The following is a 24,842-nucleotide window of genomic DNA, read 5'->3' as shown; positions in this document are numbered from 1 at the left end:
GGTGGTCCCCCGGGTTCACGGTTCACAGGTACGGCACTGGGCCTGAGGTGGAACGAGGGGAGCCGCCCGGGTGTTCCCGGCGCGCCCGCGGGCCCGATCCGGCCGAGGGGGCGACGCGCCGCGGCGGCGCCGAGGGCTCGCGAGCGGGAAAAGTCCCTGACACAAACAAAGGCAAGGAGAGAACTCTCCTTGCCGCTCTCAACTTATAGCGCACCCGGGGGCTTGCGGCAAGGCCCCGGTGGCACCGCACAATCGTCGCTCCACACGGGAAAGACGGCGAGGAATGAGCGCATGCCCGAGCAGGGGTTCGACGAAGGGCGGGGCGCCGGTGATCCGGGCGGCCGCCGCAGGGCGAGCGGACACGGTGGTGCCGGAGGTTCCACGATGACGCGGCAGTACGTGCTGGACCTGCGGGAGGTGGACGAGACACGGGCGGAGACCGTGGGCGGGAAGGGCGCCCACCTGGGCGGGCTGTCACGGATCGAGGGCATCCGCGTACCGGACGGCTTCTGTGTGACGACGGAGGCTTTCCGGCGGCTCGCGGCCGAGGAGCCATCGCTCGGCGAACGGCTCGACGAACTGTCCCGCCTGGACCCGGACGACGGGGAGGCGATCCGCGTGCTCAGCGCACGGATCCGCCGCACCATCGAGGAGATCCCCGTCCCGGGCGACATCGAGGCCGCGATCACCGGCGCGCTGACCCGGTTCGGCGAGCGGTCCGCGTACGCGGTGCGGTCCAGCGCGACGGCTGAGGACCTGCCGACCGCCTCCTTCGCCGGCCAGCAGGACACCTACCTGAACGTGGTGGGGCCGGAGGCGGTCCTCCGGCACGTCAGCCGGTGCTGGGCCTCGCTGTTCACCGAGCGGGCCGTGGTCTACCGCCGCCGGAACGGCATCGACCACCGCACGGTGCACATGGCCGTGGTCGTCCAGCGGATGGTCTTCCCCCAGGCGTCCGGCATCCTGTTCACGGCCGACCCGGTCACGGGCGACCGCAGGACCGCCACGGTGGACGCCGGGTTCGGTCTCGGCGAGGCCCTGGTCTCGGGTTTGGTGAACCCGGACGTCTTCACGGTGCGGGACGGCCGGGTCGTCGCCAGGACGATCGCCGTCAAGGAGCGCGCCGTCCACCCGCTCCCGGCCGGGGGCACACGTGAGGCGGCGGTCGACGCCCGGCAGCGGGACCGGCCGGCGCTGACGGACGAGCAGGCGGTGCGGCTCGTGGAGATCGGACGGCGGATCGAGGCGCACTTCGGGTCCCCGCAGGACATCGAATGGTGCCTGGTCGACGACGATGTCCGGATCGTGCAGAGCCGGCCGATCACCACCCTCTTCCCCGTTCCGGTCCGGGAGCCCGGCGACGAGGAGAACCGCGTCTACGTCTCCGTGGGCCACGGCCAGATGATGACGGACGCCATGAAGCCCCTCGGGTACTCCATGTGGCAGCTGACGGCGATGGTGCCCATGCACGAGGCCGGCGGCAGACTGTTCGTCGACGTCACCGGGCGGCTGGCCTCGCCCACGACCCGCGAGGGCCTCCTGGACGCCCTCGGCAAGGGCGATCCGCTGGTCAGGGACGCCCTGGAGACGGTCCTGAACCGCGGTGACTTCGTCCCGACGCTCCCGGCCCCGGCGCCCGCCGTTCCGTCACCGGCCCCGCGGGCCGCCCCCGCCGCGCCGCCCGCCCCGATCCCGACCGACCCGGCGGTCGTCACCGGTTTGATCGAGCGCAGTCGGGCGTCGGTCGCCGCACTGGAACGCGACATCCGGACGAAGAGCGGACCGGCCCTGTTCGACTTTCTGCTGGAGGCGTTCGAGGAGCACAAGCGGGTCCTCGGCGATCCCCTGAGCATGCGGGCGATCATGGCGGGCATGGAGGCCACCTGGTGGCTCAACGAGAAGCTGCTGGAGTGGCTGGGCGAGAAGAACGCGGCGGACACCCTGACGCTCTCCGCCCCCGACAACATCACCTCCGAGATGGGGCTGGCGCTGCTCGACGTGGCGGACGCGGTCCGGCCGTGGCCGGCGGTGGTGGACTTCCTGCGGGAGGCCCGGCACACCGAGAGCGCGGACTTCTGGGACGGCCTGGCGAAGGTCGAGGGGGGAACCGGGGCGCGCGCGGCCATCGAGACGTACCTCGACCGGTACGGCATGCGGTGCGTCGGCGAGATCGACATCACCCGCCCGCGCTGGAGCGAGCGCCCGGCCACGCTCGTGCCCGCGATCCTCGACAACGTGCGCAACTTCGGTCCCGGGGCGGCCGAGCGGCGGTTCGAGGAGGGCCGCCGGAAGGCGCGCGAGAAGGAACAGGAGGTGCTGACACGGCTGCGAGCCCTGCCCGACGGGGAGCGGAAGGCCGAGGAGACCCGGCGGATGATCGAGCGCGTCAGGACGTTCATCGGATACCGCGAGTACCCGAAGTACGGCATCGTCTGCCGCTACTTCGCCTACAAGCGGGCCCTGTTGGCGGAGGCCGACCGGCTGGTGCGGGCCGGCGTGCTGACGCGGAGGGAGGACGCCTTCTACCTGACGTTCCAGGAGTTCCGGGAGGCCGCGTGTTCGAACCGGGTGGACGAGCGGCTCCTGCGGCGACGTGAGGAAGCGTTCCTTTCGTACCGGGCGCTCACCCCGCCCCGGGTGCTCACCTCGGACGGCGAGGCCCTGAGCGGCGCGTACCGGCGTGACGACGTGCCGGAGGGCGCGCTGACCGGCCTGCCGGTCTCCGCCGGGACCGTGGAGGGGAGGGCCCGGGTCGTCCTGGACCTGGCGGACGCCGACCTGGAGGCGGGCGACATCCTGGTCACCCCGTTCACCGACCCCAGCTGGTCGCCGCTGTTCGTCGGGATCGCGGGGCTGGTCGCGGAGGTCGGCGGCCTGATGACCCACGGGGCGGTCATCGCCCGGGAGTACGGTCTGCCCGCCGTGGTGGGCGTGGCAGGAGCCACCCGGTCGATCAGGGACGGACAGCGCGTCCGCCTGCACGGAACGGACGGGTACGTGGAGCTCCTGGACTGACCCGGCGCCCCCGGCCGCCCCGCTCACCGGCCGCCCGGGGGAGCGCGACCGCCGTCCCTCGCCCCCGCTGCGGCGGCGTGCCGGCGTGCCGACGCAGCGGGGGCGCGCCGGCGTGCCGACGCAGCGGGGGCGCGCCCCCCGGGCCCCCGGCGGATCGCGTTCCGTTGAGAGGCCGCGGACCGGGTAGGAGAGGGCGACGTTGTCCTCGCACAAGGAAAGGGCGTTCGCTCATGTCCTCCTCTCTGGTCGAAACCATCGATGTCAGGGCCCCGCTCACCATCACGTGGGCGCTGTGGAGCGACGTCACGCAGTGGCCGAGGTTCCTCAGCCATGTCCAGCGGGTGGACCCGCTGGACGGGCGGAGGTTCGCCTGGCAGCTTTCGCTGCCGGGGGCGGACAAGAACTTCGTCGCGGAACTCACCGAGGTCGTGGCGGAGAACCGCATCGCGTGGAAGACGATCGAGGGCGTCCACCACGCCGGGGTGGTCACGTTCCACCGGATCGACGCGTCCACGACCCGCGTCGCCCTGCAGATCGAGTACGACCCCCAGGGGTTCGTCGAGCGCCTCGGGGCCCTGACCCATCTCGATTCGGTGCTGGCCAACTACGACCTGGGGGAGTTCCAGAAGCTGGCGGAACTCACCGCCGAGTCGGGAGGCGTGCGGAACGGCTGAGCGCAGGCGGCCCCGGTCGCGGCGGTGCGTACGGCCGGTCGGAGGCGGGTTTCGCGCAGAGGGCTCGGACCCCGTCCCCGACCCCGCCGGTCAGGCGGTGGGGACGCCCGCGACACGGCGTTCGCCGCCGTTGCGCTCCTGCCAGAGGCGGTACACGTCCACGGCGCCTTCGTGCTCCTCGTAGCGCATCGGCATCCGCCGGTCCTGCCAGGGCTTGGCGATCTCCTCGTAGAAGGTGCCCAGTTCGAAGTACTTGCGGTCGTCCACGTAGTGCGGCTCGTAGGCGTCGCGGGTGGTGAGGAAGACGACCGCGTCCGGCGAGCAGTAGTACAGCGCGCCCAGGCACATCGGGCAGGGGTGGGCGAGGACGTAGATGGTGGCGCCGGTCAGGTGCTCGGTGCCCAGCTCGGTGCAGGCGTCGCGGATGGCGAGGATTTCGGCGTGGGCGGTGGGGTCCCCGGTCTGGGCGACCTTGTTGGGGCTCTCGGCGACGATCTCGCCGTCCTTGACGATGACGGTCGCGAACGGACGGCCGCCTTCGGCGACGTTCTGACGGGCGATGTCGATGGTGCGCTGGGCGAAGTCCATGAAAGATCCTCCGAGGACGGGAAGAGGGTGCGCTGCCGCCGGCCGGCGGCTCGGCGGGAAGCGGGGCGGGGCGGGCCGGGAATTGTTCCTCCGGCCCGCCCCGTCGCCGCCCGGGGGTGACGCCGTACCGGCGGCGGTCAGAAGGGCTTGGTCGGCAGGTACTTGCCGTCCAGGGTGATGACGGCGCGCTCGCCGCCCTCGGGGTCGGCGACCTTCTTCACGTCGAGCCGGAAGTTGATCGCGGAGATGATCCCGTCGCCGAACTGCTCGTGGACGAGGGCCTTGAGGGTCGTGCCGTAGACCTGGAGCATCTCGTAGAAGCGGTACATGGTCGGGTCGGTCGGGATCCGGTTGGGCATCGAACCGCGCACCGGGATGGTCTGCAGCAGCACCGCCGCGTCGTCGTCCAGGCCGAGCAGATCGGCCACGGCCTTCGCGGACTCCTCCGGCAGCGGGTGCTGTCCGAGGACGGCGGCGGTGGTGAAGGCCACCGAGAGGCCCGAGGCGTCGGCGATCTGCTGCCAGGAGAGGTCCTTGAGGGTCTTGGCCTCCACGGCCTTGGCGGCCAGGGCCTCACGGGCGGTCGGGTCGAGCTGTGCGTGCACCATGATCAGTACGTCCTTTTCTCCCCCGGGCCACTCACGGAAGGGGGGGTGGAGTGGCGAGCGGGGACGGGGGTTTCGGTGGGGTGGGGGTTTTCGGAGTGGGGGAGGCCCGGGAGGATCAGGCCGCGAGCGGGGCGCTCACGTCCTGGACGCGGCCGGTGGGGATGTCGAAGACCCAGCCGTGCAGGGCGGCCCTCCCCTGGGCCAGCGCGTTGGCGACCGAGGGGTGGGTGGCCAGGTTCGCCAGCTGGGCCAGCACGTTCTGCCGTACCAGGGCGGAAACATCGCCGTCGACGGGCGTGCGGGCCACCGAGGCGTCCGCGTGCCGCAGCCAGGTGGCGACCGCCGGGGAACCGCTGAGGTCGTGGCTCTCGGCGAGCGCGGTCATCGCCCCGCACGCGGAGTGGCCGCAGACGACGATGTCCTCGACGCCCAGCGTGGCGACGGCGTACTCGATGCTCGCCGCGATCCCGTCGGCCTCGGGGGCGTAGGCGGGCACCAGATTGCCCGCGGTGCGGATGACGAACAGGTCACCCGGCTCCGTGCCGGTGATCAGCTCGGGGACGACGCGGGCGTCGGAACAGCCGATGAACAGCGTGTGCGGTGTGTGATGCGTGGCCAGGCGGGCGAAGAGATCCGCCTTGGCCGGGAAGACGTCCCGTTGGAAACGGGCGACGCCTTCGGTCAGGTCTTGCATGGTCACTCCCTTCGGAAGGGGCCGGCCCTGGCGGGCTGGTGAAATCAACCATGCATGACCTGTGCCTATAGTGTCCAAGAGGGAAAAGGCATAGGATCTATCGACCGCATCTATAGTTGCTTTCATGGCTGCTCTCGAACTGCGTCACCTGCGTTATCTGCTCGCCGTGGCCGAACACGGCAGCTTCACCCGTGCCGCCGAGGAGCTGCACATCTCCCAGCCCACCCTCTCCCAGCAGATCAAGCAACTGGAGCGGACCCTGGGCGTGCAGCTGCTGGACCGCACCGGCCGCACGGTGCGGCTCACCGACGCAGGCGCCGTCTACACCGATCACGCCCGGCGTGCGCTGCGCGACCTCGCCGCCGCCGAACGCGCCGTCCACGACGTCCAGGACCTCTTCCGCGGCCACCTCCGCCTGGGGGTCACTCCCACCTTCACCGCCTACCTCGTCGGCCCGCTCACCGCCCAATTCCACACCCGCCACCCCGGCGTCCGCCTCACCCTGGTGGAAATGGCCCAGGACCGCATCGAAGGGGCCCTGCTCGCCGACGACCTCGACCTCGGCATCGCCTTCGCCGGCCCCCACCTACCCGGCATCACCGACACCGCTCTGTTCACGGAGACGCTCACTGTGGTCACCGGCCCCCGCGGAGCTGACACCGGCGGTGTCCCCCCGCTCTCCGTCAGTGAACTCGCCGGCCGGGAACTCGCGCTGCTCAGCGGCGACTTCGCCACCCGTGGCCACATCGACGCCTACTTCACCCGCCACCGGGCCGCTCCCCGCATCGCGGTCGAGGCGAACTCCATCCAGGCGCTCACCGAGATCGTCCAGCGCACCGGCCTGGCCACCGTCCTGCCCGACGCCATCACCCACGACCACCCCCGCCTCGTCCCCGTCCCCCTCGACCCGCCGCTGCCCGCCCGTACTGTCACCCTCCTCCACCGGGAGGGCGCCTACCGCGGTGCGGCCACCCGCGCCTTCACCCGGCTCACCCACGACCTCGTCCACACCCGCGGGTACGCGCCCGCCCCGGCGCTACCCGGCGCGGAGTCTGTGCGGGTCAGTGCGGGGTCGGCCGGTAGGTGAGCTCCTGGGTGCGGCCATCGAGCGTCCGGCTCTCGATCAGTTCGAGATCGAAGTCGGCCCCGCCCCAAAGGACCGGTTCCGTACCGGTCCGCCCGGTGATGACGGGGAAGATCGTCACTTGGACGCGGTCGACCAGGCCGGCGGCCATCAGCGCCCCGTTCATCGACAGGCTGCCGTGCGAGCGCAACGGCACGTCGGACTCCTCCTTGAGACGGGCGACGACGTCGACGGCGTCGCCGTTCGCGACGGTCGCGTCCGGCCAGTCGAGAGGCTCTTCGAGCGTGGTGGACACCACCGTCGCGGGCAGACTCCTCATGCGGGTCACCCATGCGTCACCCACGCCGGACTCCTTGGCGCTGGAGGTTGACAACCGTACGAAAGTCCGGTACGTGCCGGCCCCGAAGACCATTCGCTGATCCTGGCCGTACAGGGACGACCGGCGGTCGAGGAGCTCGGGGCCCTGCTTGCCCCAGTAGCCGCCCCAGTCGCCGTCACCGCTGTAGGAGCCGAAACCGTCGAGGCTGGAGAATACGTCGAACGTGTAGTCGGCGGTCATGATGCTCTCCCGGGCGAATCCGGTTGATGGGCATAGGTACAGACTGCGTCCGGTGGGAGAACTCATCGCCGGCCGACCGGCCCGGGGGCAAACGGAACGGGACGATCGGGGGAGGCCACCCCGCGGCGACCCGCCGTACAGCACCACGGTGCGACCGCGCGGACCACCCCTCGACCCCCTGGGCCGACGTGATGGCGTCTCTCGGCCCCAGGCGTCGCCCGCCCGTTCCGTCCGGCTGCCCCCGCCGGGTGCGGGCGGGGGCAGCCGGAGGGTTCGCCTTCGGTGCCCGCTCGGCCGACAGCCCCTGATCAGCCTCCCTTCATGACCGGGGAGGGCGACGAAGCGTCACGCAGGAGGAGGCTCGGCTCCGCGTCCGAGCCGTCGAGGGGGACGGACCAGATGTCCGACGTTCCCTTCGCCCGGCCCGGGAGGGCGTACGCGAGGGTCGAGTCGTCCAGCCAGGCCGCTTGGTCGTCGACGCTGCGGGTCTCGGCGACGGGAGTCTCACGCATCGTCCTCAGGTCCAGTACGTGCAGTCGCCACGGATTCCGGGCGCCTTCGCGGACCCTCTTCTTGAAGGCGATCCGGGTGCCGTCGGGCGACAGGGACGGGCATTCGACGTTGCGGCGGAGCGTGCGGGCCTTCCACGTCTTGACGTCGCCCTCGACGAGGTACGTCTTCCCCTTGGTGGCCACCGTCGCGTAGAAGCGGTTGTCGTCGTCCGCGAAGGTGATGCCCCAGTAGTTCACGTCCGGCGCGTGGTACCGCCGCCCCTCCAGATAGAGCTGGAGGGTCTCCACGTTCTTGACCAGGTAGCCGGTCCGCGTGTCGAGGATGCCGCTCCTCGTCGAGAAGGAGGAAGAGGCGTACGAATCGCCGCTGACGAACAGCGTCCAGGCGACCATCCGGCCCGAGGGGGAGACCCGCGCCCGGTTGGGGATGCCGCCGACCACGACGGTCTTGCGGGTGTTCAGCTTTCGGTCGAGGACGCTCACCTTCGTCTTCTGCGAGAGGCCGGGGTGGCCGGCGATACAGACGGCCGACCGCCCGCTCGCGTAGAAGCGGTCGCACGACAGCCCGGTGCTCCTGCTCCGCGCCCCGTCGGCCGCTCCCGTGCCGGAGGAGCTGTACGGCGCCGAGCGCACGTCGCCCTTCCGCGCCGCGTGGTACAGGCCGGGCGCGTCGTCGAGGGTGAGGCCCGGCGCGGCGACGGAGTCCGGCGCTCCGCCGTCGCCGTCGGCCGCCGCGACCGTGTAGCCGACGGCGACGGCCGCCAGTACGGCGCCGGCCGCCGTGAGCGCGACGATCCGGGCGCGCAGGGAGAGGGGAGGCAGGGTCATGAGGACTCCGGTGCGGTGACGGGTGCGGGTGCGGCGGGCGTGGGTGCGGCCGGCAGGAGGACGCAGGCGAGGACGAGTACGGCGCCGAGCGCGGCGGCGGCCAGGACGAGGGCGTTGTCCATGCCCCACAGGGTCCAGACGGCTCCGAACCCGACGGACGCGAACAGGCGGCCCAGGCTCTGGCCGGTCTGCAGCAGTGCCATTCCGCCCGCGCGCCGGTCCGCCGGTACGACCGGCCCGCCGAGCGCCATGAGGACCCCGTCGGTCGCCGCGTAGAACGTGCCGTGCAGGACGAGCACCAGGATCGTGAGCGGCCAGCCGGCCACCGGTGAGAACAGCGCGATGTACACCCCGAGCAGGGCCACATGCCCCAGCAGGTAGGGGACGCGGCGGCCGATCCGGTCGGCGGCCCGGCCGAGGGGAACGGCGAGCAGGAGGTAGACCGCCGCGCTGCCGAGCGGCAGCAGGGGGAAGTACTCCACGTCGAGGGCGAGCCGCTTCTGCAGGACGAGGTAGAGGAACCCGTCGCCCACGCCGACGAGGCCGAGCGCCGTGGCCGCGAGGAGGATCCGGCGGAAGGCGGGGACGTGGAAGAGCCGCAGGGTCTCCCGCAGTGTGGCGGCCGCCCTGCCCGGCGGGCGTGTCGGCCCGGCCCCGCGGCCGGGGACGAAGGCGAAGAGGATCAGCACCCCCAGCAGGCCGAAACAGAAGCTGACGACGAAGACCGCGTCGTAGGCGTCGACGGTCGCCCACAGGACGGCGAAGGCGACGAGCGGTCCGAGCATGGCGCCCGTGGTGTCCATGGCCCGGTGCACACCGAAGGCCCGGCCGAGGTCCCGCTCGTCGCAGTTCAGCGAGATCAGCGCGTCGCGCGGCGCTGTCCGCACGCCTTTGCCGACCCGGTCGGCCGCGAGCGCGGCGGAGAGGGCGGAGGTGGAGCCCCCCGCGAGGAGCAGGCCGAGTTTGCAGAGGGTGGACAGCGCGTATCCGCTTCCGGCGACGAGCTTGTGCCGCTGCCAACGGTCGGCGGCGTGCCCGCCGGCGAGTCTGACGAAGGCGGTGACACCGTTGTAGAGGCCGTCGAGAAAGCCGAACTGGAGCGGGCTGAGTCCCAGGCCCAGGACGAGGTAGAGCGGCAGTACGGCGGTGACCATCTCGGACGAGATGTCGGTGACGAGGCTGACGGCGCCGAGCGCGACGACGGTGCCGGTGAGGCGCCTTCGGGAGGCGGGACGTACGGCTGAGGGGGTTCGGTCGGGGGCGGGTGTGTCCGGTGGACGGGTTCGGCCGACGGCAAGGTACATACAGACGCTCCTGGTAAGCGGTGCCCGGAGCCCCGGCTGTACGACCGGGGCTCCGGGCGGGTTCGCCGGCCGTGCGTGGTCCGGCCGCCGGAGCACGCACGGCCGGACCACGGCGGACGGCGCGGAGATCAGCGGCAGTTGTACGTCGGGCCGGTGTCCAGGACCGTTCCGTCGGTACCGACGAACTTCGAGGTGAAGGTCGTGTCGGTGAAGTCGAGCTGCATCACGCCGAACTTGTCCCAGATGCGCTTCTGGCTGTTCTTCTGCACGGTGTCGCCCTGGCCGTACAGGTCCTTGCCGCCCATGCCGCCCAGGATCTGGACGATGCCGTTCGGGTCTGCCTGTCCGTCCGGGCTCTGCGGGGCGAAGCGCTCGTAGTGGTGGTCGTGGCCGCTCAGCACCAGCTCGGTGCCGGCTGCCTGCAGCATGGACCAGACCGGCTTGCTCACGGGGTCGTTGCCGTGGCTTCCGGAGCTGAACAGCGGGTGGTGGAAGTACGCGGCGACGCACTTCTTGCTGTTCTTGGCGAGGTCGGCCTTCAGCCAGTCGAGCTGTTCGCGCTCGTCGAACCGGTTGGAGTTGAGGGCGACGAAGTGCCAGTTGCCGTAGTCGTAGCTGTACCACATCTTGCCCTGGGGGGTGGCACGGTCACCGAAGTACTGCCGGTAGGCGACCTCGTCCTGGTTGTCCCAGTCGTCGTACGCCTCGTGGTTGCCGGGCACGGGGTGGGTCTTGTCCTTGAACCGGCCCCAGGACTTGTCGTAGTAGTTGCGGAAGTCCTCGATGTGGGCGTCGTCGTACTGGTTGTCGCCCATGGTGATGTAGAACGCCGGGTTGATCGCCATGGCGCGTGCGGCGGTCTTGAAGTGCTGGCATCCCGGATCGCTCTGGTTGCACTGGTCGGCGATGTCACCGGCGCCCACCACGGTGAACGCGCCCTTGGGTGGCGGGTCGGTGGGCGTGGTGCCCCCGGCGCTGCCGTACACGTCGGCCTCCCACAGGGAGTAGCCGTACGCGGTGCCGCGTGCGGTGCCGTACACGCGCAGGTAGCGGCCTTTGCCGGTCAGACCGGACCAGGTGTCGGTCCCGCCGTTGCCCGCCGTCTCCGTCGCCAGGCGGGTCCAGTCGGTGCCGTTGGCCGAGATCTCCAGTCGGTACTGCTTCGCGTACGCGGCTTCCCACTTCAGCTCGACGCGGGAGACGGACGCCCCTTCGCCGAGGTCGATGCGGAGCCACTGCGGGTCCGATCCTTCGGCACTGGCCCAGCGGGTGGTCGCGTCGCCGTCGACGGCCTTGCCGGGGGTCAGGGAGGAGGTCTCGGACGACGAGGCGGTGGCGGGTTTGCCGCGCGATATCAGTGCCTCGGCGCCGGGGGGCTCCGTCGATCCCGGGCCGGGCCGGGGGTCGGTGTCGATCCGGAAGTCGTCGCCGTAGACGGACCAGGCCAGCGGCGTGGCGAGGTCCAGGTTGCCGTTCCTCAGGAACACGCGCTGGGCGGTGTCGATCCGGCTGGTGTCCTCGTGCGCCTCCTCCTTCTTCATCTCCACGACACGGGCGTCCAGGAAGGCGTCGAGGTACCGGGTCTCGTCGCCGCCCTCGGCCGGCGTACGGGCGTTGCTCCTGGCCTCGGCGCGGATGCTGTCGAAGCCCGACTGCCCGTGCATGACGATGGCGTCGTAGTAGGCGAACTGCCCGAGCACCCGCAGTCCGTCGCTCTTCGCCCGGGATACGGAGGGGGCGAAATAGACGCGGTCACGCTCGTGCTCCTGGGCCGCCCGGAACTCGGGGGTGGCCGCGGCCTGTTCCCAGGCGGTCGTGAAGCCGGGGTCGAGGCCCTCGTGGGAGTCGCTCCCGTCGACCGCGCGGAGCGCCGGGAGGTACTTGGCCAGCGGGTTCCCCGGCACCTTGCCCGTGTAGTACTCGACGAGTTCGAGCATGTCATGCGTACCGGAGCAGAAGCCGACGATGCCGGCCGTGTAGCCGCGCCCGTCGCCGATGTCCTCGATGTAGCCGAACTGCTCGCGCCACTGGAGCGAGGAGTTCTCGGCCGTCGAGACGATCTGCAGGGCGATCTCCTTCTTCACCGGATCGTCGAGGCCGGAGGCCGCGGCCGCCTGTCCGGTGTTGAGGGCGACCGCGGCGGGGATCGCGGCCAGTGCCATGGCCAGAGCGACCCGCACGCCGGTGCGCCGTCGGCGGTGTGCGGGGCGGGGTGGTCGTTCCGAACGGGAGACGCGTCGGAAAATGCGGTGGGGGATGCGCATGCGCACGTGGTTCTCCGATCTCTTGCACCATGCCGGACGCCGGACGTGGGACATCGGGCGTACCGGGGAGTCGTGAAGGGGTGTACGGACACAGCCCAGCGGGGAGACCTGCTCTATTAGGAAAGTTTCCTTTCCATTGAGTCGCGTCCATTGGAGCGCGCCGCTCCCCTTCTTGCAAGGGGCATGACAACAACAATCCGGAAAGGAGCGGTGTTCGTCGGCCGGGTTCGCACGCTGTGCGGGGACTGCCGATCGTTCGGTGCGACCCCCGCAACGGCGCCCGCGCGAAGACCGTGCTGACGGCCGTCGGCCCGGTGGAGCTATCCGTGCCCGGGCCCGCGACGGATCGTTCGGGCCGAAGAGCGCCAGAGGCGCCAGAAGCGCCAGAAGCGCCAGAAGCGCCAGAAGCGCCAGAAGCGCCAGAAGCGCCAGAAGCGCCAGAGGCGCCAGAGGCGTCAGAGGCGTCAGAGGCGGCTGACCGGCGTGGCCGAAAGGGGCATCTCGCTGTCTCACCTTCGCCGGCCGGCTCTCCGCAACCCGTCGGCAGCCCCGACCACCCTCGTTGCACCGTTCGGTTGCCAGACCCCCGGAGCGAGGCCGGCTTGGCCCACGAGAACGGACAGCGCGAGAGGGCGTGCCGGAACGAGGTACCTGTGGAGCCGGGCAATTCATGTGCTTTCCCCGTGGGCCGTGGGTAGCTTTCCGTGGATGGCGAGCGAAGACGTCGTGCAGGACCACCCCCATCGGCGGATCGTGCGGGTGGGCGACACCGTCCGCAGGCCGGTCCAGCCATGGACGGAGACGGTCCATGCGCTGCTGCGCCACCTGGAAGAGGTGGGCTTCCCCCACGCACCCCGTGTGTTGGGTTTTGACGAGGTGGGCCGCGAGGTCTTGGGCTACGTGGAAGGAGAGTCCGGGCCGGCGGGCTGGGCCAAGGTCGCGGATGACCGGGGGCTGACGGCGTTCGCCCGGCTACTGCGGGATTATCACGACGCCACGGCGGACTTCTCGCCTCCGGACGGGGCGGTGTGGGCCGTCCCCGCGGACGAGGGGCGAGCCGCCGACCAGACCGAGGTGGTCTGTCACGGAGACTTCGGCCCGTGGAACGTCGTGTGGCAGGGCCACCTGCCTGTCGGCCTCATCGACTTCGACTTCGCGTGCCCGGCCGCGCGCCTCGACGACGTGGCCTACGCACTCGAATACGTCGCGCCGTTCCGTGACGACGCCGAATGCCTACGGTGGCTGAGCTACCGCACCGCGCCGGACCGCCGCCGGCGCCTGGAACTGTTCTGCGACGCCTACGGGCTCTCCTCGGCGTCCGGAATGGTCGATGCCGTCATCGCCAGGCAGCAGCAGAACATCGACCTCGTCCGTCGCCTGGCCGGTCAAGGCCACGAGCCCCAGGCGACCTGGGTCGCCAAGGGCCTCCTGGGAGAACTCGACGCCAGGGTGGCCTGGAGCCGGTCGCACCGGCATCTCTTCGCGGAGGCGCCCGGCTCAGCGGAGGGCCGGCCTGCCGGTCGGCGCAGATACTGATCAACCTTTCCACGATGGCGGTCGCCCCTCGACGGCCGCCGATGCCGCCGCCCGCTCCGGCCCCAGCGGGGACTCCCACGGGTTCGCCCTGCCGTCCTCTCCGGCCCTTGGAGTTCGAGCTGCCGGATCGTCCGGCCTTCGGCGTCGACCTCGAAAGAGAACCAGGTCGGGCCTGCCCCGCGAGCCGGACGCCCCCCGCCAACCGTGCCCGAGCTCGTCAGCCGGAGCTCACGACGGGCGTCTTCGAGGGAACGTTAGTGGCCGCTGTCCCTGAGGGTGATCAAGGGTTTTCAGCCTGCGGAGGGCCTTCTCCCGCCTCCCGCAGTCCCGAAGAAACACGATCGACGCGCACGCCGGCGGTTCGGCGCGCGCTGCGGTCGTCGTGCCCCCGGCCGACGACTTTCGCAGGTTTCCTGGTTGTGGGCGCCCGGGCCTTCCTGTGGCGTAGGCGCAAGCCTTGTCAGGCACCAGGAGGTGGACTCGGCGATCATCCGGCTCTGTCGCGGCCCGGGCAGGGAAGAAGCGTCCGTCGCCCACCAGGGGATTTCGCCGGCGACCGCCGCACCGAGATCACGGTTCGCGATACCGCAAGGCAGCTGGTGGACAGCTCCAGCCTGTCCGGAACAGGGGGAGGCTTCTGGCGGGCGCTCACTTGTCGTGCCAGTGTCGCCGCATCAGTCGGGCGCGACGAACCGCACTCATCGAGGAGAACGCATGATCCTGTGGTCTTCTGCACGCTTCCGGGGTGCGTTCATCGGAGCAGACGTCTGTGCCGCTTTCGCTGGGGGAGCGGTGGCGGCCGGCCCCGGCACGGCAGTCGCCTCAAGGGTGACGCGGCAAGACTCATCGTCCTTCCCGGTGGCTGCCAGCTCCGCTGTCCGGCGGGTGTCGACGAACGGCGACGACCGGGTCGCGGCCCGCGGCCGGGCGTGGAACGTCGTGAGCCCTCGGGGAATCACCGGCGACCCGGCCGATGAAGTCCAGCACCTCTTCTCCTGGCCCCGGGCCGCGTGGGCTCGTCAGGGGTGGAGGGGCGCTCGGAAGCAATACCCAGAACGCTGTTGCGGCGTTTCGGAGCGCCGGGGGCATCACCGCCGACGGGGCTGTCGGGAGGGAGCACAGGGCGCAAGCCACGGGCCAGGTGAGCATGTTCCCCGGCCCTTCAGTCGGCAACATGCGACCGGGAACCGTGAAACCTCCGGTCGGCCCGTGGGAGCGTACAGCCGCCGTTGAAGAAGCCCCGTTGCCGGCGCCGGTTTCCGGGAGCCCCCCACCGTCCAGGTCGAACGGCCACGCGACTCCGCGCGGCCGAATCGCATCCCGACTCCGGACGCAGCCCCTCCTTCTCCAGGGGTCCCAGAGGGCTTGCTGCCCCCCGGGACCTCCCACGATCGCGATTCAGGCGCGGACTTCGGCCGGGCGGCGGAGGCAGGTCCTATCGCGCGGACGCAGGCCCTCTCGCCACGCAGCGCACCGGAACGAACCGGATTCGCCCTTCCCGCACCAGGTGCGGCGCGGGTGTGAACCGGCCTTCCGTGGATATGCGGAGAGTCGGTCGGCGAAGCTCCTGGTGAGCGATGGGCCTCAATCGCGAAACGGTCTACCAGGAGTTCGCCGTGCCGTATGGCTGGGATTCCGTCAACCGGTCAGAGCGTGGACGGATGGAAAGAGGCCGGTCAATAGTTGATCGCGCCATGGAGAAGTCGTCCGAAAAGAGGCCCAGTAAGGCGCACCGGCTGTTCTTCGGTGTCAGTGGATGCGAATCGATATGATCTGGTGGACGTGGCCCGGGTTCCAGGAACTCCACCGCTGCAGGTTGACGGTCTCGAGTCGCGGGTCGCTCCCGTTGCGCTGGAACTGAAGGGTCACGACGTTGTTTCCCGACTCGACCCAGTTCACGCCGTAGATGGCGACGGGCATGAACCCGGCGTTGGCGAAGCAGAGCGTGTCACGGCCGCTGTTGTTGTGGATCTCCAGGTAGCCGTTCTCGTTGCAGTTCGTACGGTTGATCAACGCTCCGTGGCTGGACGTCGTAGCGGCCGCGGCGGGCATGGCCGTGGCTGCCAGGGCGGCTACGGTGACTGCTGCGACACCGAGGGAGCGGCGCATGGGAAGCTTCATTCTTTTTTCTTCCTCTCGTGGTCGGACCGGCGTCACGACCGTTGAATGAAATGTCCATGCCAAATTTCTGGCACACATGGCGGGTGTGGCTCGAATTGGTCTCTGGCTTGTCTTTTTCTTGTGCCGTGTCTGGACAGCCATGAGCTTGCACCGTTCGGCGTCCCGTCGGCAATTCCAGCTGAACTTTTGGAACACTGGGATGTCCGCACTGGGTTGACCTGGAAGAATGTAGCGACCGTGGGATGCCGAATGGGACGGGGACCGGGGAGACAGTGAAAGAGTTAGCTGATTTCGCCGAGCTGCTGCGCGAGTTGAAGGAACGGTCCGGACTGAGTTACGAGGCCCTGGCGAAGCAGGCGCACATGAGTACCTCGACATTGCACCGGTACTGCAAGGGGGAGGGGGTGCCGGCCGACAACGCTGCTGTCGCCCGGTTCGCCCGGGTGTGCAAGGCGACCTCCGAGGAACTGAACGAGCTCCACCGGCGATGGGCCCTGGCGGACGCGGTGCGGAACGGTGCGCGGCGGACGGCGGACGCGGAGCCGACCGGGCTGGAACCGCATTCGACGCAGACCGGCACGGGCGAAGCCCCGCCGGAGGCGGCCGGCCGGCAACGCGGCCCGGCCTCGGCTCCGGGACTGATGGCGATGCCTCGCGCGGTGCCTGACTTCACCGGCCGGAGCCAGGAGTTGAACCGGTTGGCCTCGCTCGCGGGCGGCCCGCCGGACGGCCCGGCGCCCGTCGTCGTGATCTCGGGCCAGCCGGGGGTCGGCAAGACCAGCTTGGCGGTACACGCCGTCACCGAGCTGTCGCACCATTTCCCGGACGGGTGCTTCTTCGTCGACCTGCGTGGCCTGGACGCACGTCCACTGGATCCCGGCATCGTGCTGGAGCGGCTGATCCGTGCCCTGGACCCCGCCCACGGCTGGCTGCCGTTGGACCTGGGCGACCGGGCGGCTCAGTACAGGTCCGTAGCGGCCGGGCGCCGAATCGCCGTGATCCTGGACAACGCGGCGGACGAGGCCCAGATACGCCCCCTGCTCCCGGCGACCGGCGCGACCATGACCATGGTCACCAGCCGCCGGATGCTCACCGGGCTGGAAGGGGTGGCCCGGCTCCCCCTGCCGTCCATGCCGGACGCGGAAGCCCGCGATCTGCTGGAACGCCTGATCGCCGGTCTGCCCGACGCCGGCCGTACCGCCGACGCGGTGTCGCGACTGGCCCACTCCTGCGGCAACCTCCCGCTGGCCCTACGGATCGTCGGCAACCGCCTCGCCAGCCGTCCGGACTGGTCACCCGACCGCCTCGCCGCCCGCCTCGAGGACGAAGAACGCCGTCTGGACGTACTGACCGCGGGGGACCTGGAGGTCACCGTGGCCTTCGAACTGTCCTACACACGGCTGTCCAGCGCCGCACAGCGGCTCTTCCGGCGGCTGTCCCTGATACCAGGGCCCCACTGCGGCCCTGAACTGGCCGCAGTACTGGCAGGACTGCCGGACGCCGAAACGGAGGACGCCCTGGACGAGCTGGTCGAGTTCGGCCTGGTCCAATCGGCTTTCACCGCCCGCTACCGGCTGCACGACCTCATGCGGATCTTCGCCCGGCGCCGACTGGAGCAGGAGGAACCCGAAGACGAGCGCACCGCCGCCGAAACACGGGCGGTGGACTGGCTGCTGGACACCGCGACCGCGGCCGGCTGCCGGTTCGACCCGGCCTTCACGGCTCTGCCCGGGCAAGGAGACGACCGCGTACGGCCGGCCGCCATCGAGGCGGCCAAGCAATGGCTGACGACCGAAGCCGACAACTGGCTCGCCGCGCTGGAACTGGCTGCCGCCACAGGCCAGTGGCGGCGGGTGATCGACGTGGCCGAAGCCATGCACTGGTTCTCCGACCGTTGGATTCACTGGGGGTACTGGCCCCGGGTGTTCACCCTGTCCAGCAACGCCGCCGCCGAACTGGCCGACCACGCCGCCGCCGCGACCCACCTGAACTACCTCTCCTGGGCGCACAACACCTGCCTCGGCGACCCCGCCGGGGCGAGCGACTGCGCCCGCAGGGCCCAAGCGGAAGCGGCCCTGGCCGGGGACCCCCGGCTTCAGGCATGGGCGGACTCGTACCTGGCGGTGGCCCTGTTGAAGGCCGGGAACCCCCATGGCGCCCTGCCGCTCGCCGCCCGGGCGATGCGGGGGTTCCGCAGGGTGAACGACCGCGAAGGCATGGTGATGCACGCGTTGTCCACCCTGGGCAGGGCACTGGAACGAACCGGTAAGCCCGGCCAGGCCCTGCGGGCTTACCGGCAAAGGCTCGCACTGGCCTCCGATCCCGCCACCGCCCCGTCACCGTTGATCGCCGGAATGACACGGGTGTCGGCGGCACGCGACATCGGCCTCCTGCACCTCGCCCAGGGACGGTGGCAAGAGGTGGTCGACACACTTGAGCCGGCCGTCGCCTGGGAGCCGGCATCGAACATCCCGCAATGGCAGGCCCAGATGTACACCGCCCTCGGCCAGGCCCGCCACAAGCTGGGCCAGACGCGCAACGCGTTGGCCGACATGGACCGCGCCCTGTCGATCTACCGACAGATCGGTGACGACAACACCGCACAGACCGTCCAAGCCATGCGCCATGGTCTGACCTCGGACCTGGCGACGTCCCCTCCGTCCTGACCGGCAGCGGCAACGACTGGCGGGGCTGGGAGGACTCGGGAACCGGGGCAGCCGCCGGTACCACCCCTACGGTGATCACCGACGGCTGCTACCGCGGCACCGGTCGGACCCATCCGCAATGCCCCCGACACGAGGAGCCGTTTCCCGCCCGGCGGCGGTGGCCACGTGATGCGACGGAGCGCTTCAGGCGGCCGGCGAGCGGTTGGTCTGGCCGATGACGTTCCCCTCCGGACGCTCGTCACCGACCCGTGGCGTCGTGCGTAGTCCTCGTCCGCGGTCTTCGGCACCGCTGCGGCCTCGGGCGCGTCCACGTCGGGGAAACCCCGCTCGCGGCGGCTTTCCTCAACCGGCATGACCCGCGCTCTCGGTTGCGTCCTCAGCGCGTGGCCCGGTCGGCTGCTTCCCGGGTGATGTCGGCGTAGAGGCGGAAGAGGGCCGGCCGGGCCTCGCCGCGGTCGCGTTCGTGCAGGGCCGCCCAGCACCGGGCGACGAGCTCCCGGACCTGGGCGCCGGGCCAGGGCTGGGGCAGGAGCTGAGGCGGCAGCAGCGGGTCGGGCTCCATGGCGCGGGTGAGTTCGGCGGCCAACTCGACAGCGATGGTGAGAAGTGCGGCCGGGGAGAGTTCGACCGGGCCGGTGAGCCGGGCGAGGCGGGGCTGGGTGATGCGGCCGAGGCGGTGGTAGCGGTCGGCGATCTCCTGGAGAGGCCACAGACGGCGGGTGAGTTCGGCAGGCTCCCCGATGTCGCCCCTGCGCAGGTCGGTCGTGGTGAGAAGAGTGAGCGCACCGTGGGCGCCGAGGCGGTGGGCCGCTTCTTCGACGTACGGTTCCCATGCGTTGGCGCAGACGTACAGTCCACCCTGGAGCGGGGCGCCACCGAGGCGGACGAGTGTCTCGCGCAGGGCGTCCCGGGTGGTGCGCGCCGATTCGGGCACCGCGAAGGCGGCCAGGTGCCAGACTCCGTCCCAGGGTGCGAGCCCGGCGTCCTGTCGGAATGCGTGCCGCAGGAAGTCCGCGTTGGGGGCGAGGTCACGCACGGTGTCCGTGGTCGCGTGCAGTTCCGCCTTGCGGCCTCGGCCTTCGTGGGTGAATCGGCCTTCGGCCACGAGGCGTTTGACGCACAGCCGTACCTGCTGGTCGCTCATGCCCAGGGTGTTGGCGACGGTGTACAGCTCGTCCGCGCCGACGGTGCCGTCCTCGCGGATCAGCGCGTGGACGAGCATGCGGGTGGGGACCTCGACGTGGTCGGTGTCGGTGCTCACAGTTCTCTCGCCCCTCCTGTTCCGACCGGGCGGTGCATGGTGGTCACCGCGCCGAATCCGAGCAGCCCGCGCAGGTAGGGCGTGCGCTCGGTCCGTACGGCCCTGAAGCCGCGCCGCTCGTACAGGGCCCTGGCGCGCGGATTGGTGTCGATCACGTCCAGTCTGATCTCCCGGCAGCCCTGCTCCGTCGCGACGGCGGCCACTTCCTCGATGAGCAGGCCTCCGACGCCGCGGCCGCGCACGGCCGGGTCCACGGCGATGCCGTCCATGACGAGCTGTCCGGGGGCCGGGCGACGTTCGAACAGGGCGAGGAGCAGGAGTCGGTGCAGTCCACGCAGGCGCCCGTAAGCGCGCAGCACGGCGCGGGCCGATCCTCCGGTGAGGGAGCGCCCGCCGTGGTGGTAGCCGGCGAGGCCGACGAGCTGCCCGTCGAGGAGTGCACAGACCGCTCGATCGGTGTTCAGGTGGGCGGCGATAAAAGGCACCGCCTTGCTCGCCGGGCTCAGGGCGGGACCGAGTTTGCGGCCGAAGGCGTCCCAGTACAGCTCGGCCACCCGCCGCTCGGTTCCAGCCGGAACACCCCGCCGCACCGTCACCTGTCCGGCCCCGGGCCCTGCCGCGTCCAGTCCCATGCCGTGCCTCCTCTCTCCCGCAACCGAGACCAAAACTATCAGATTCACAACGAACGTTTTCCTGATGATAGTTTCGGTGTCTGCTTCACACCCGAACAGAGGCGGCCCTCCCGTGTGTCCGAAGACCCAGCCCCGACGACGCGGGCTCCGCATCACCGTGTGGTCACTCGTCACGGTCCTGACCGTGGCCGTCGGCCTCGTCGGTGTGGTGCTGTGGCAGAACTCCTACGACATGGACGAGCAGCGGGTCACGATCCGCCACGGCGGCCACACCCTCAACGGCGTACTGACCGTCCCCAAGGACGGCCGCAAACACCACGGTCTGGTCGTGTACGTCCATGGCGACGGCCCCGTCGACGCCACCCACGACGACGGTTACAAGCCCATGTGGGAGGCGAACGCCAAGGCCGGGTACGCCTCGCTGTCCTGGGACAAGCCCGGCGTCGCGGGCGCGCCCGGCGACTGGCTCGACCAGTCCATGGACGACCGGGCCGACGAGGCGGCCGCCGCCATCGCCTGGGCCCGCGCCCGCCCGGACATCGACGGCGACCGGATCGGACTCTGGGGCGCCAGCCAGGCGGGCTGGGTCCTGCCGAAGATCGCCGCCAAGACGCCCGTGAGCTTCGTCATCGCCGTCTCGCCCGCCGTCAACTGGCTCCAGCAGGGCCGCTACAACCTCCTCGCCGAGCTGCGCGCCGACGGCGCATCAGCAGCCCGCACCAAGGCGGAGGTCGCCAAGAGCGACACCACACGCCGGCTGCTGGGACGCCACGCGAGCTTCGAGGAGTACGTCGGGGCGATGGGCGGCGACGCGGACGGCATGACCGCCGCCCGCTGGGGCTTCGTCTCCAAGAACTACACGGCGGACGCCACGCAGGACCTCCGCGCCCTGCGCGGCGTACCGGTGCTGCTGACCCTCGCGGGCCATGACGTCAACGTGGACACCGCCGACACGGAGCGCACCTACCGCAAGGTGCTGGACGCAGACGGTGCGTTGACGGTCAGGCGTTACCCGGACGCGACCCATTCCCTGCTCAAGCAGTCCATCGAGCAGTCGGACCTCGGAATCACTCTCACCGCGGTCTTCTCCCCCCGCTCGCTCTTCGCGGACGGATTCCTGAACGACCAAAGACGGTTCCTCAAGAAGCTCGGCCGAGGCGGTCACGCCACTTCATGACACTCCCTGAGGGCTGTCCCGCCTGCCCCGAAAGCGCCGTGCCCGCCCGCCCCTGTTCTCGGGGCGGGCGGGCACGGGGGCGTACCGGGGATTACTTCAGGCCGCTGCTGATGGCCGTCACCAGTTCGCCGTTCGCCGTGTCACCGTTGAACTCCCAGAAGAACGCGCCGCCCAGGCCCTGGCTCTTGGCCCACGCCATCTTGGTGCCGACGGTCGCCGGGGTGTCGTAGCTCCACCAGTTGTTCCCGCAGTGCGCGTACGCCGTGCCTCCGACCGTGCCGGTGGCCGGGCATGCCGTCTTGAGAACCTTGTAGTACTGGTTGCCGGGCTCGATTCCGGCCGCCGGGCCCGTGGCCGTACCGCCCGGAGCCGACTGGGTGACACCCGTCCAGCCGCGGCCGTAGAAGCCGATGCCCAGGAGCAGCTTGGAGGCCGGGACCCCCTTGGCCTTCAACTTGGCGATGGCATCGGCCGAGTTGAAGCCCTGCGCCGGGATGCCCGGGTAGGAGGTCAGCGGGGAGTGCGGGGCCGTCGGGCCCTGCGCCGCCCAGGAACCGAAGTAGTCGTACGTCATCACGTCGTACCAGTTGATGTACTGCGCGGCGCCTCCGTAGTCGGCGGCGTCGAGCTTGCCCCCGTTGGAGCCGTCCGCGGTGATGGCCGCGGTGAGGAGGTTGGCCGGGCCGAACTTGGCCCGCATGGCCTGCATCATGTTCTTGAACGCGGCCGGGCCGCTGGTGTCACAGGTCAGACCGCAGGCGTTGGGGTACTCCCAGTCGAGGTCGATGCCGTCGAAGACGTCGGCCCAGCGGGGGTCCTCCACCAGGTCGTAGCAGGACTGGGCGAAGGCGGCGGGGTTCTGGACGGCCTGCCCGAAGCCACCGGACCACGTCCAGCCGCCGAAGGACCAGAGGACCTTGATGTGCGGGTACTGCGCCTTCAGCTTGCGCAACTGGTTGAAGTGGCCCCGCAGCGGCTGATCCGCGGCATCGGCCTTGCCGTCGACCGACTGGGCGGCGCTGTAGGGCTTCTGGTAGTCCTCGTACGCGTCGCCGATGGTGCACTTGCCGTTCTGCACGTTGCCGAAGGCGTAGTTGATGTGCGTGATCTTCTCGGCGGAACCGGAGGCCACGAGGTCCTTCACCGTGTAGGAGCCCCAGTTGGTGAAGTAGCCCAGGTTGATCTTCCCGTCACCGCCGGGGTTCTCGCCACCACCGCCGCCGGCGGTACGGACCGTCGTGGCGGCCGAGGCCGGGCCCGTCTGGTCGGCGGTGTCGCGGGCCACCACGGAGTAGCTGTAGTCCGTGCCCGCGGTCAGGCCGGTACTGGTGTACGTGGTGCCGGTGACGGTCGCGACCGTGGCGCCGTCGCGTTTGACGTCGTAGTTCTTGACGCCCTTGTCGTCCGTGGCGGGCGCCCACGACAGTTTCACCGAGGAACTGGTGATGTCGCTCGCGGTGGGCTTGCCAGGAGCGGAGGGGGCGTTGTCGCCGGGGTTGGTGGAGCCGCCGTCGCACGGGTTGCCGTTGAGCTTGCAGCCGGAGGGCGCGCCGGAGCCGGAGCCGTTGAAGCCGAAGGAGACGGACGCGCCGGGGGCCAGGGTGCCGTTCCAGCCGAGGTTCTTGGCGGTCCAGTGGTTCGCGGAGTTGGTGACGGTGGCGTCCCAGGCGGAGGTGACCTTGGTGTTCGCCGGGAAGTCCCATTCGACGGTCCAGGTGGAGAGCGTGGTGGCGCCGGTGTTCTTCACCGTCCACTTGCCCTCGAACCCGCTGCCCCAGTCGGATGCCTTGGCGTATACCGCGGTGGCCGAGGTCGCGGCCTCCGCGGGGGTCGCGAGGCCCACCATGGCGGCCAGCGGCACGAGAAGCGCCGTGGCCCCCGCCATGGTCTTGGCCCGCTTGCCGGGGGAAGCGCTCCGTGAGGATCCCGTTCGGCGCCATCGTGTTTCTGTACTCAAGGCTGCTCCATGAGTGGGGGGTTTCAAGGGCAGGGGAATCCCTGGCCCGTCAACCCTGCGCGGACACGAGCACCTGGCCTTCTCCTCGGCATCCTCGCAGTGTTGCCGCGACCCTAAGAAGGCCTAGACCAATCGTCAAGAGGTCTGGACCAAGGGAATTGAGGGAGGGTGAGTCGAGGGAGGGTGCTTCCGGCGGCGATCTGCCGGCCAGGACATCGTTCTGTCGACGACTCATCGGTGCCGGCCGAGTCGCTGCGCGGACTGGACGCCCTTGGGGGCGATGTGGTGGCGGATGCCGCGGCTGCTGATCCATCGCCACAGGTGGTCGTAGGCGTACCCCTTGCCGGCGTGCGGTTTCGCCGGGGCCGACGGCGCGGTTTCTGCCGGGAGTTGGTGGGCGGATGCCTCGCACGAGCGGCTTCAGGCCCAGCCTGTCGTGCATGCTCGCGGCTGAGATGCCCGGTGACAGCGGTAGTTCGCCTTTGCTGACTCCCGTCGTCCGGGCCGTGCCGTTCAGGCCCGGGCTCTGCCTGCGTGTCTGTGGTGGTGCAATCAGAACGCTTGTTGCTTCGCTGTCCTGGTCACCCCGGGCCGTGTATGCGTATGTGCCCGCGGTGAACGGGGTCTCTATCCGCCCTCGTCGTGCGCCCGCGGTCCCAGGGCAAGTCACTGCGCGTCCTCACCTCTCCGCTCAACCTCACCGAAGACCGGTTGCGCCCGACCTGCAAGTCCGAGGCCGCCGTTGGGGAGCGGGGCGCCCGCAGCCGGCCGGGTCGACGTCCGTTGGCTCGACCGCATCCGCGGGTCACGGCGCCGGGGCGGCCGGCCGGGAATCCACGCCATCCCGCTCGCGGAGGCGTCGGCGGGCGGCGGAAGCCGTATGTATGCGGTTTTCCACAATGCCCGTGCGTAGCAACGGCATGCCAGTCTGTGACCGTCACCGCACTTCGAGGTCCGGTGGTCCGGCGGCACACAAGCCGCGGGCGACCGACCACGACCATGGAGCGCCCAGAAGGGATTGTCATGCGAAGAGGAATTCGGCAGGCCGCGGTCAGCGCCGTGCTTGCGTCCGCTGTTCTGATCGGCGGAACCGCTCAGGCGCATGCCGCCACGGCATCGATCGGCAGCACCGACCGGGCGAGCGACTCCGCCGCACCCGCCGGCCGGGAAGGCCCGGCGGCGGCAAACATCTGGATCTATGGCGGCAATTACCCCTCATACTTCGCGGCGATGGCCGCGTACGCCACTCTGGTGGGCTTTGGAATGGCCAGTCAATACATGATCGAGGCCACCCCGTACGACACATACGACCTCTACTACCAGTGATCCCCTTCGCGTCGGGCCATGAGCCTGTGCGTAGGG

Annotated in this window: 18 protein-coding genes and 1 pseudogene; 7 read left to right on the top strand and 12 right to left on the bottom strand. The window is 70.4% G+C overall.

Annotated elements, in window-relative coordinates; translation table 11 throughout:
* Positions 1 to 384 precede the first annotated feature (384 nt).
* Both rph and AMK24_RS23605 read left to right on the top strand, forming a co-directional pair.
* On the top strand, positions 385 to 3,015 hold the full coding sequence (rph, locus tag AMK24_RS23610) for a rifamycin-inactivating phosphotransferase (protein ID WP_073770852.1): 2,631 nt from the start codon (positions 385 to 387) through the stop codon (positions 3,013 to 3,015).
* Between the two features lie 230 nt (positions 3,016 to 3,245).
* Positions 3,246 to 3,689: an SRPBCC family protein gene (locus tag AMK24_RS23605; RefSeq protein ID WP_073770851.1), complete on the top strand. Its 444-nt coding sequence runs from the start codon at positions 3,246 to 3,248 to the stop codon at positions 3,687 to 3,689.
* Between the two features lie 90 nt (positions 3,690 to 3,779).
* Here the strand turns inward: AMK24_RS23605 and AMK24_RS23600 are convergent, their stop codons facing one another.
* The 3 genes from AMK24_RS23600 to AMK24_RS23590 all read right to left on the bottom strand — a co-directional run bounded on the left by AMK24_RS23600 (position 3,780) and on the right by AMK24_RS23590 (position 5,579).
* The gene (locus tag AMK24_RS23600) at positions 3,780 to 4,277 is read right to left on the bottom strand and encodes a nucleoside deaminase (RefSeq protein WP_073770850.1); all 498 of its coding nucleotides are present in this window, start codon (positions 4,275 to 4,277) and stop codon (positions 3,780 to 3,782) included.
* A 137-nt stretch (positions 4,278 to 4,414) separates the two neighbouring features.
* Positions 4,415 to 4,885, bottom strand: a complete 471-nt coding sequence (gene cynS, locus AMK24_RS23595; protein ID WP_073770849.1) for a cyanase — start codon at positions 4,883 to 4,885, stop codon at positions 4,415 to 4,417.
* A gap of 115 nt (positions 4,886 to 5,000) precedes the next feature.
* Positions 5,001 to 5,579: a carbonic anhydrase gene (locus AMK24_RS23590; RefSeq protein WP_073770848.1), complete on the bottom strand. Its 579-nt coding sequence runs from the start codon at positions 5,577 to 5,579 to the stop codon at positions 5,001 to 5,003.
* Between the two features lie 124 nt (positions 5,580 to 5,703).
* On the opposite strand from AMK24_RS23590, the gene cynR reads away from it, so the two are divergent.
* Positions 5,704 to 6,666: a transcriptional regulator CynR gene (cynR, locus tag AMK24_RS23585; RefSeq protein WP_073770847.1), complete on the top strand. Its 963-nt coding sequence runs from the start codon at positions 5,704 to 5,706 to the stop codon at positions 6,664 to 6,666.
* Here the strand turns inward: cynR and AMK24_RS23580 are convergent.
* The 5 genes and pseudogenes from AMK24_RS23580 to AMK24_RS34875 all read right to left on the bottom strand — a co-directional run.
* On the bottom strand, positions 6,641 to 7,222 hold the full coding sequence (locus tag AMK24_RS23580; RefSeq protein WP_073770846.1) for a dihydrofolate reductase family protein: 582 nt from the start codon (positions 7,220 to 7,222) through the stop codon (positions 6,641 to 6,643). The genes cynR and AMK24_RS23580 overlap by 26 nt on opposite strands.
* A gap of 308 nt (positions 7,223 to 7,530) precedes the next feature.
* Positions 7,531 to 8,562, bottom strand: coding sequence for a TolB family protein (locus tag AMK24_RS23575; RefSeq protein WP_073770845.1), 1,032 nt, complete (start codon positions 8,560 to 8,562; stop codon positions 7,531 to 7,533).
* Positions 8,559 to 9,866, bottom strand: a complete 1,308-nt coding sequence (locus AMK24_RS23570; RefSeq protein WP_073770844.1) for an MFS transporter — start codon at positions 9,864 to 9,866, stop codon at positions 8,559 to 8,561. Before AMK24_RS23570 ends, AMK24_RS23575 begins: the two co-directional genes overlap by 4 nt.
* Before the next feature lie 128 nt (positions 9,867 to 9,994).
* Complete coding sequence (locus tag AMK24_RS34880; protein ID WP_274535080.1) at positions 9,995 to 11,221, bottom strand: discoidin domain-containing protein; 1,227 nt, start codon at positions 11,219 to 11,221, stop codon at positions 9,995 to 9,997.
* A gap of 57 nt (positions 11,222 to 11,278) precedes the next feature.
* A pseudogene (locus AMK24_RS34875) lies at positions 11,279 to 12,130 on the bottom strand (chitosanase); the annotation flags it as partial.
* A gap of 708 nt (positions 12,131 to 12,838) precedes the next feature.
* Here AMK24_RS34875 and AMK24_RS23555 point away from each other — a divergent pair.
* Positions 12,839 to 13,666 carry an aminoglycoside phosphotransferase family protein gene (locus AMK24_RS23555; RefSeq protein ID WP_073770992.1) on the top strand — a complete coding sequence of 276 codons (828 nt, stop codon included), beginning with the start codon at positions 12,839 to 12,841 and terminating at the stop codon, positions 13,664 to 13,666.
* Positions 13,667 to 15,415: 1,749 nt separating this feature from the next.
* Here the strand turns inward: AMK24_RS23555 and AMK24_RS23550 are convergent.
* Complete coding sequence (locus tag AMK24_RS23550; protein WP_242435231.1) at positions 15,416 to 15,787, bottom strand: beta/gamma crystallin domain-containing protein; 372 nt, start codon at positions 15,785 to 15,787, stop codon at positions 15,416 to 15,418.
* Positions 15,788 to 16,059: 272 nt separating this feature from the next.
* On the opposite strand from AMK24_RS23550, the gene AMK24_RS23540 reads away from it, so the two are divergent.
* Positions 16,060 to 18,453 carry a helix-turn-helix domain-containing protein gene (locus tag AMK24_RS23540; RefSeq protein WP_158072170.1) on the top strand — a complete coding sequence of 798 codons (2,394 nt, stop codon included), beginning with the start codon at positions 16,060 to 16,062 and terminating at the stop codon, positions 18,451 to 18,453.
* A gap of 376 nt (positions 18,454 to 18,829) precedes the next feature.
* On the opposite strand, the gene AMK24_RS23535 is transcribed toward AMK24_RS23540, so the two are convergent.
* A complete protein-coding gene (locus tag AMK24_RS23535) occupies positions 18,830 to 19,675 on the bottom strand; it encodes a PaaX family transcriptional regulator C-terminal domain-containing protein (protein ID WP_073770990.1) in 846 nt (281 codons plus the stop codon).
* 35 nt (positions 19,676 to 19,710) lie between these two features.
* Complete coding sequence (locus AMK24_RS23530) at positions 19,711 to 20,346, bottom strand: GNAT family N-acetyltransferase (RefSeq protein ID WP_073770842.1); 636 nt, start codon at positions 20,344 to 20,346, stop codon at positions 19,711 to 19,713.
* Positions 20,347 to 20,458: 112 nt separating this feature from the next.
* On the opposite strand from AMK24_RS23530, the gene AMK24_RS23525 reads away from it, so the two are divergent.
* Positions 20,459 to 21,523 (top strand): alpha/beta hydrolase family protein, encoded by a 1,065-nt coding sequence (locus AMK24_RS23525; protein ID WP_242435230.1) that lies wholly within the window; start codon positions 20,459 to 20,461, stop codon positions 21,521 to 21,523.
* Between the two features lie 91 nt (positions 21,524 to 21,614).
* On the opposite strand, the gene AMK24_RS23520 is transcribed toward AMK24_RS23525, so the two are convergent.
* Positions 21,615 to 23,480, bottom strand: a complete 1,866-nt coding sequence (locus tag AMK24_RS23520) for a glycoside hydrolase family 18 chitinase (protein WP_073770840.1) — start codon at positions 23,478 to 23,480, stop codon at positions 21,615 to 21,617.
* A gap of 999 nt (positions 23,481 to 24,479) precedes the next feature.
* Here AMK24_RS23520 and AMK24_RS23515 point away from each other — a divergent pair.
* Positions 24,480 to 24,806: a hypothetical protein gene (locus AMK24_RS23515; protein WP_143203728.1), complete on the top strand. Its 327-nt coding sequence runs from the start codon at positions 24,480 to 24,482 to the stop codon at positions 24,804 to 24,806.
* Positions 24,807 to 24,842 lie beyond the last annotated feature (36 nt).

The sequence above is a fragment of the Streptomyces sp. CB02366 genome (assembly GCF_001905905.1).
GTDB lineage: Bacteria > Actinomycetota > Actinomycetes > Streptomycetales > Streptomycetaceae > Streptomyces.
Note: the sequence above shows the minus strand (reverse complement) of the source record. Positions and strands in the feature narration are given on the sequence as shown.

Excerpts from the sequence above, each read along its gene's own strand:
- AMK24_RS23515 (WP_143203728.1), top strand. The coding sequence starts at position 24,480 with ATGGAGCGCCCAGAAGGGATTGTCATGCGAAGAGGAATTCGGCAGGCC.
- cynR (WP_073770847.1), top strand. The coding sequence starts at position 5,704 with ATGGCTGCTCTCGAACTGCGTCACCTGCGTTATCTGCTCGCCGTGGCC.
- AMK24_RS23605 (WP_073770851.1), top strand. The coding sequence starts at position 3,246 with ATGTCCTCCTCTCTGGTCGAAACCATCGATGTCAGGGCCCCGCTCACC.
- AMK24_RS23570 (WP_073770844.1), bottom strand. The coding sequence starts at position 9,866 with ATGTACCTTGCCGTCGGCCGAACCCGTCCACCGGACACACCCGCCCCC.
- AMK24_RS23530 (WP_073770842.1), bottom strand. The coding sequence starts at position 20,346 with ATGGGACTGGACGCGGCAGGGCCCGGGGCCGGACAGGTGACGGTGCGG.
- AMK24_RS23535 (WP_073770990.1), bottom strand. The coding sequence starts at position 19,675 with ATGCTCGTCCACGCGCTGATCCGCGAGGACGGCACCGTCGGCGCGGAC.
- AMK24_RS23590 (WP_073770848.1), bottom strand. The coding sequence starts at position 5,579 with ATGCAAGACCTGACCGAAGGCGTCGCCCGTTTCCAACGGGACGTCTTC.
- AMK24_RS23555 (WP_073770992.1), top strand. The coding sequence starts at position 12,839 with ATGGCGAGCGAAGACGTCGTGCAGGACCACCCCCATCGGCGGATCGTG.
- AMK24_RS23550 (WP_242435231.1), bottom strand. The coding sequence starts at position 15,787 with ATGAAGCTTCCCATGCGCCGCTCCCTCGGTGTCGCAGCAGTCACCGTA.
- AMK24_RS23580 (WP_073770846.1), bottom strand. The coding sequence starts at position 7,222 with ATGACCGCCGACTACACGTTCGACGTATTCTCCAGCCTCGACGGTTTC.
- AMK24_RS23600 (WP_073770850.1), bottom strand. The coding sequence starts at position 4,277 with ATGGACTTCGCCCAGCGCACCATCGACATCGCCCGTCAGAACGTCGCC.
- rph (WP_073770852.1), top strand. The coding sequence starts at position 385 with ATGACGCGGCAGTACGTGCTGGACCTGCGGGAGGTGGACGAGACACGG.
- cynS (WP_073770849.1), bottom strand. The coding sequence starts at position 4,885 with ATGGTGCACGCACAGCTCGACCCGACCGCCCGTGAGGCCCTGGCCGCC.
- AMK24_RS23575 (WP_073770845.1), bottom strand. The coding sequence starts at position 8,562 with ATGACCCTGCCTCCCCTCTCCCTGCGCGCCCGGATCGTCGCGCTCACG.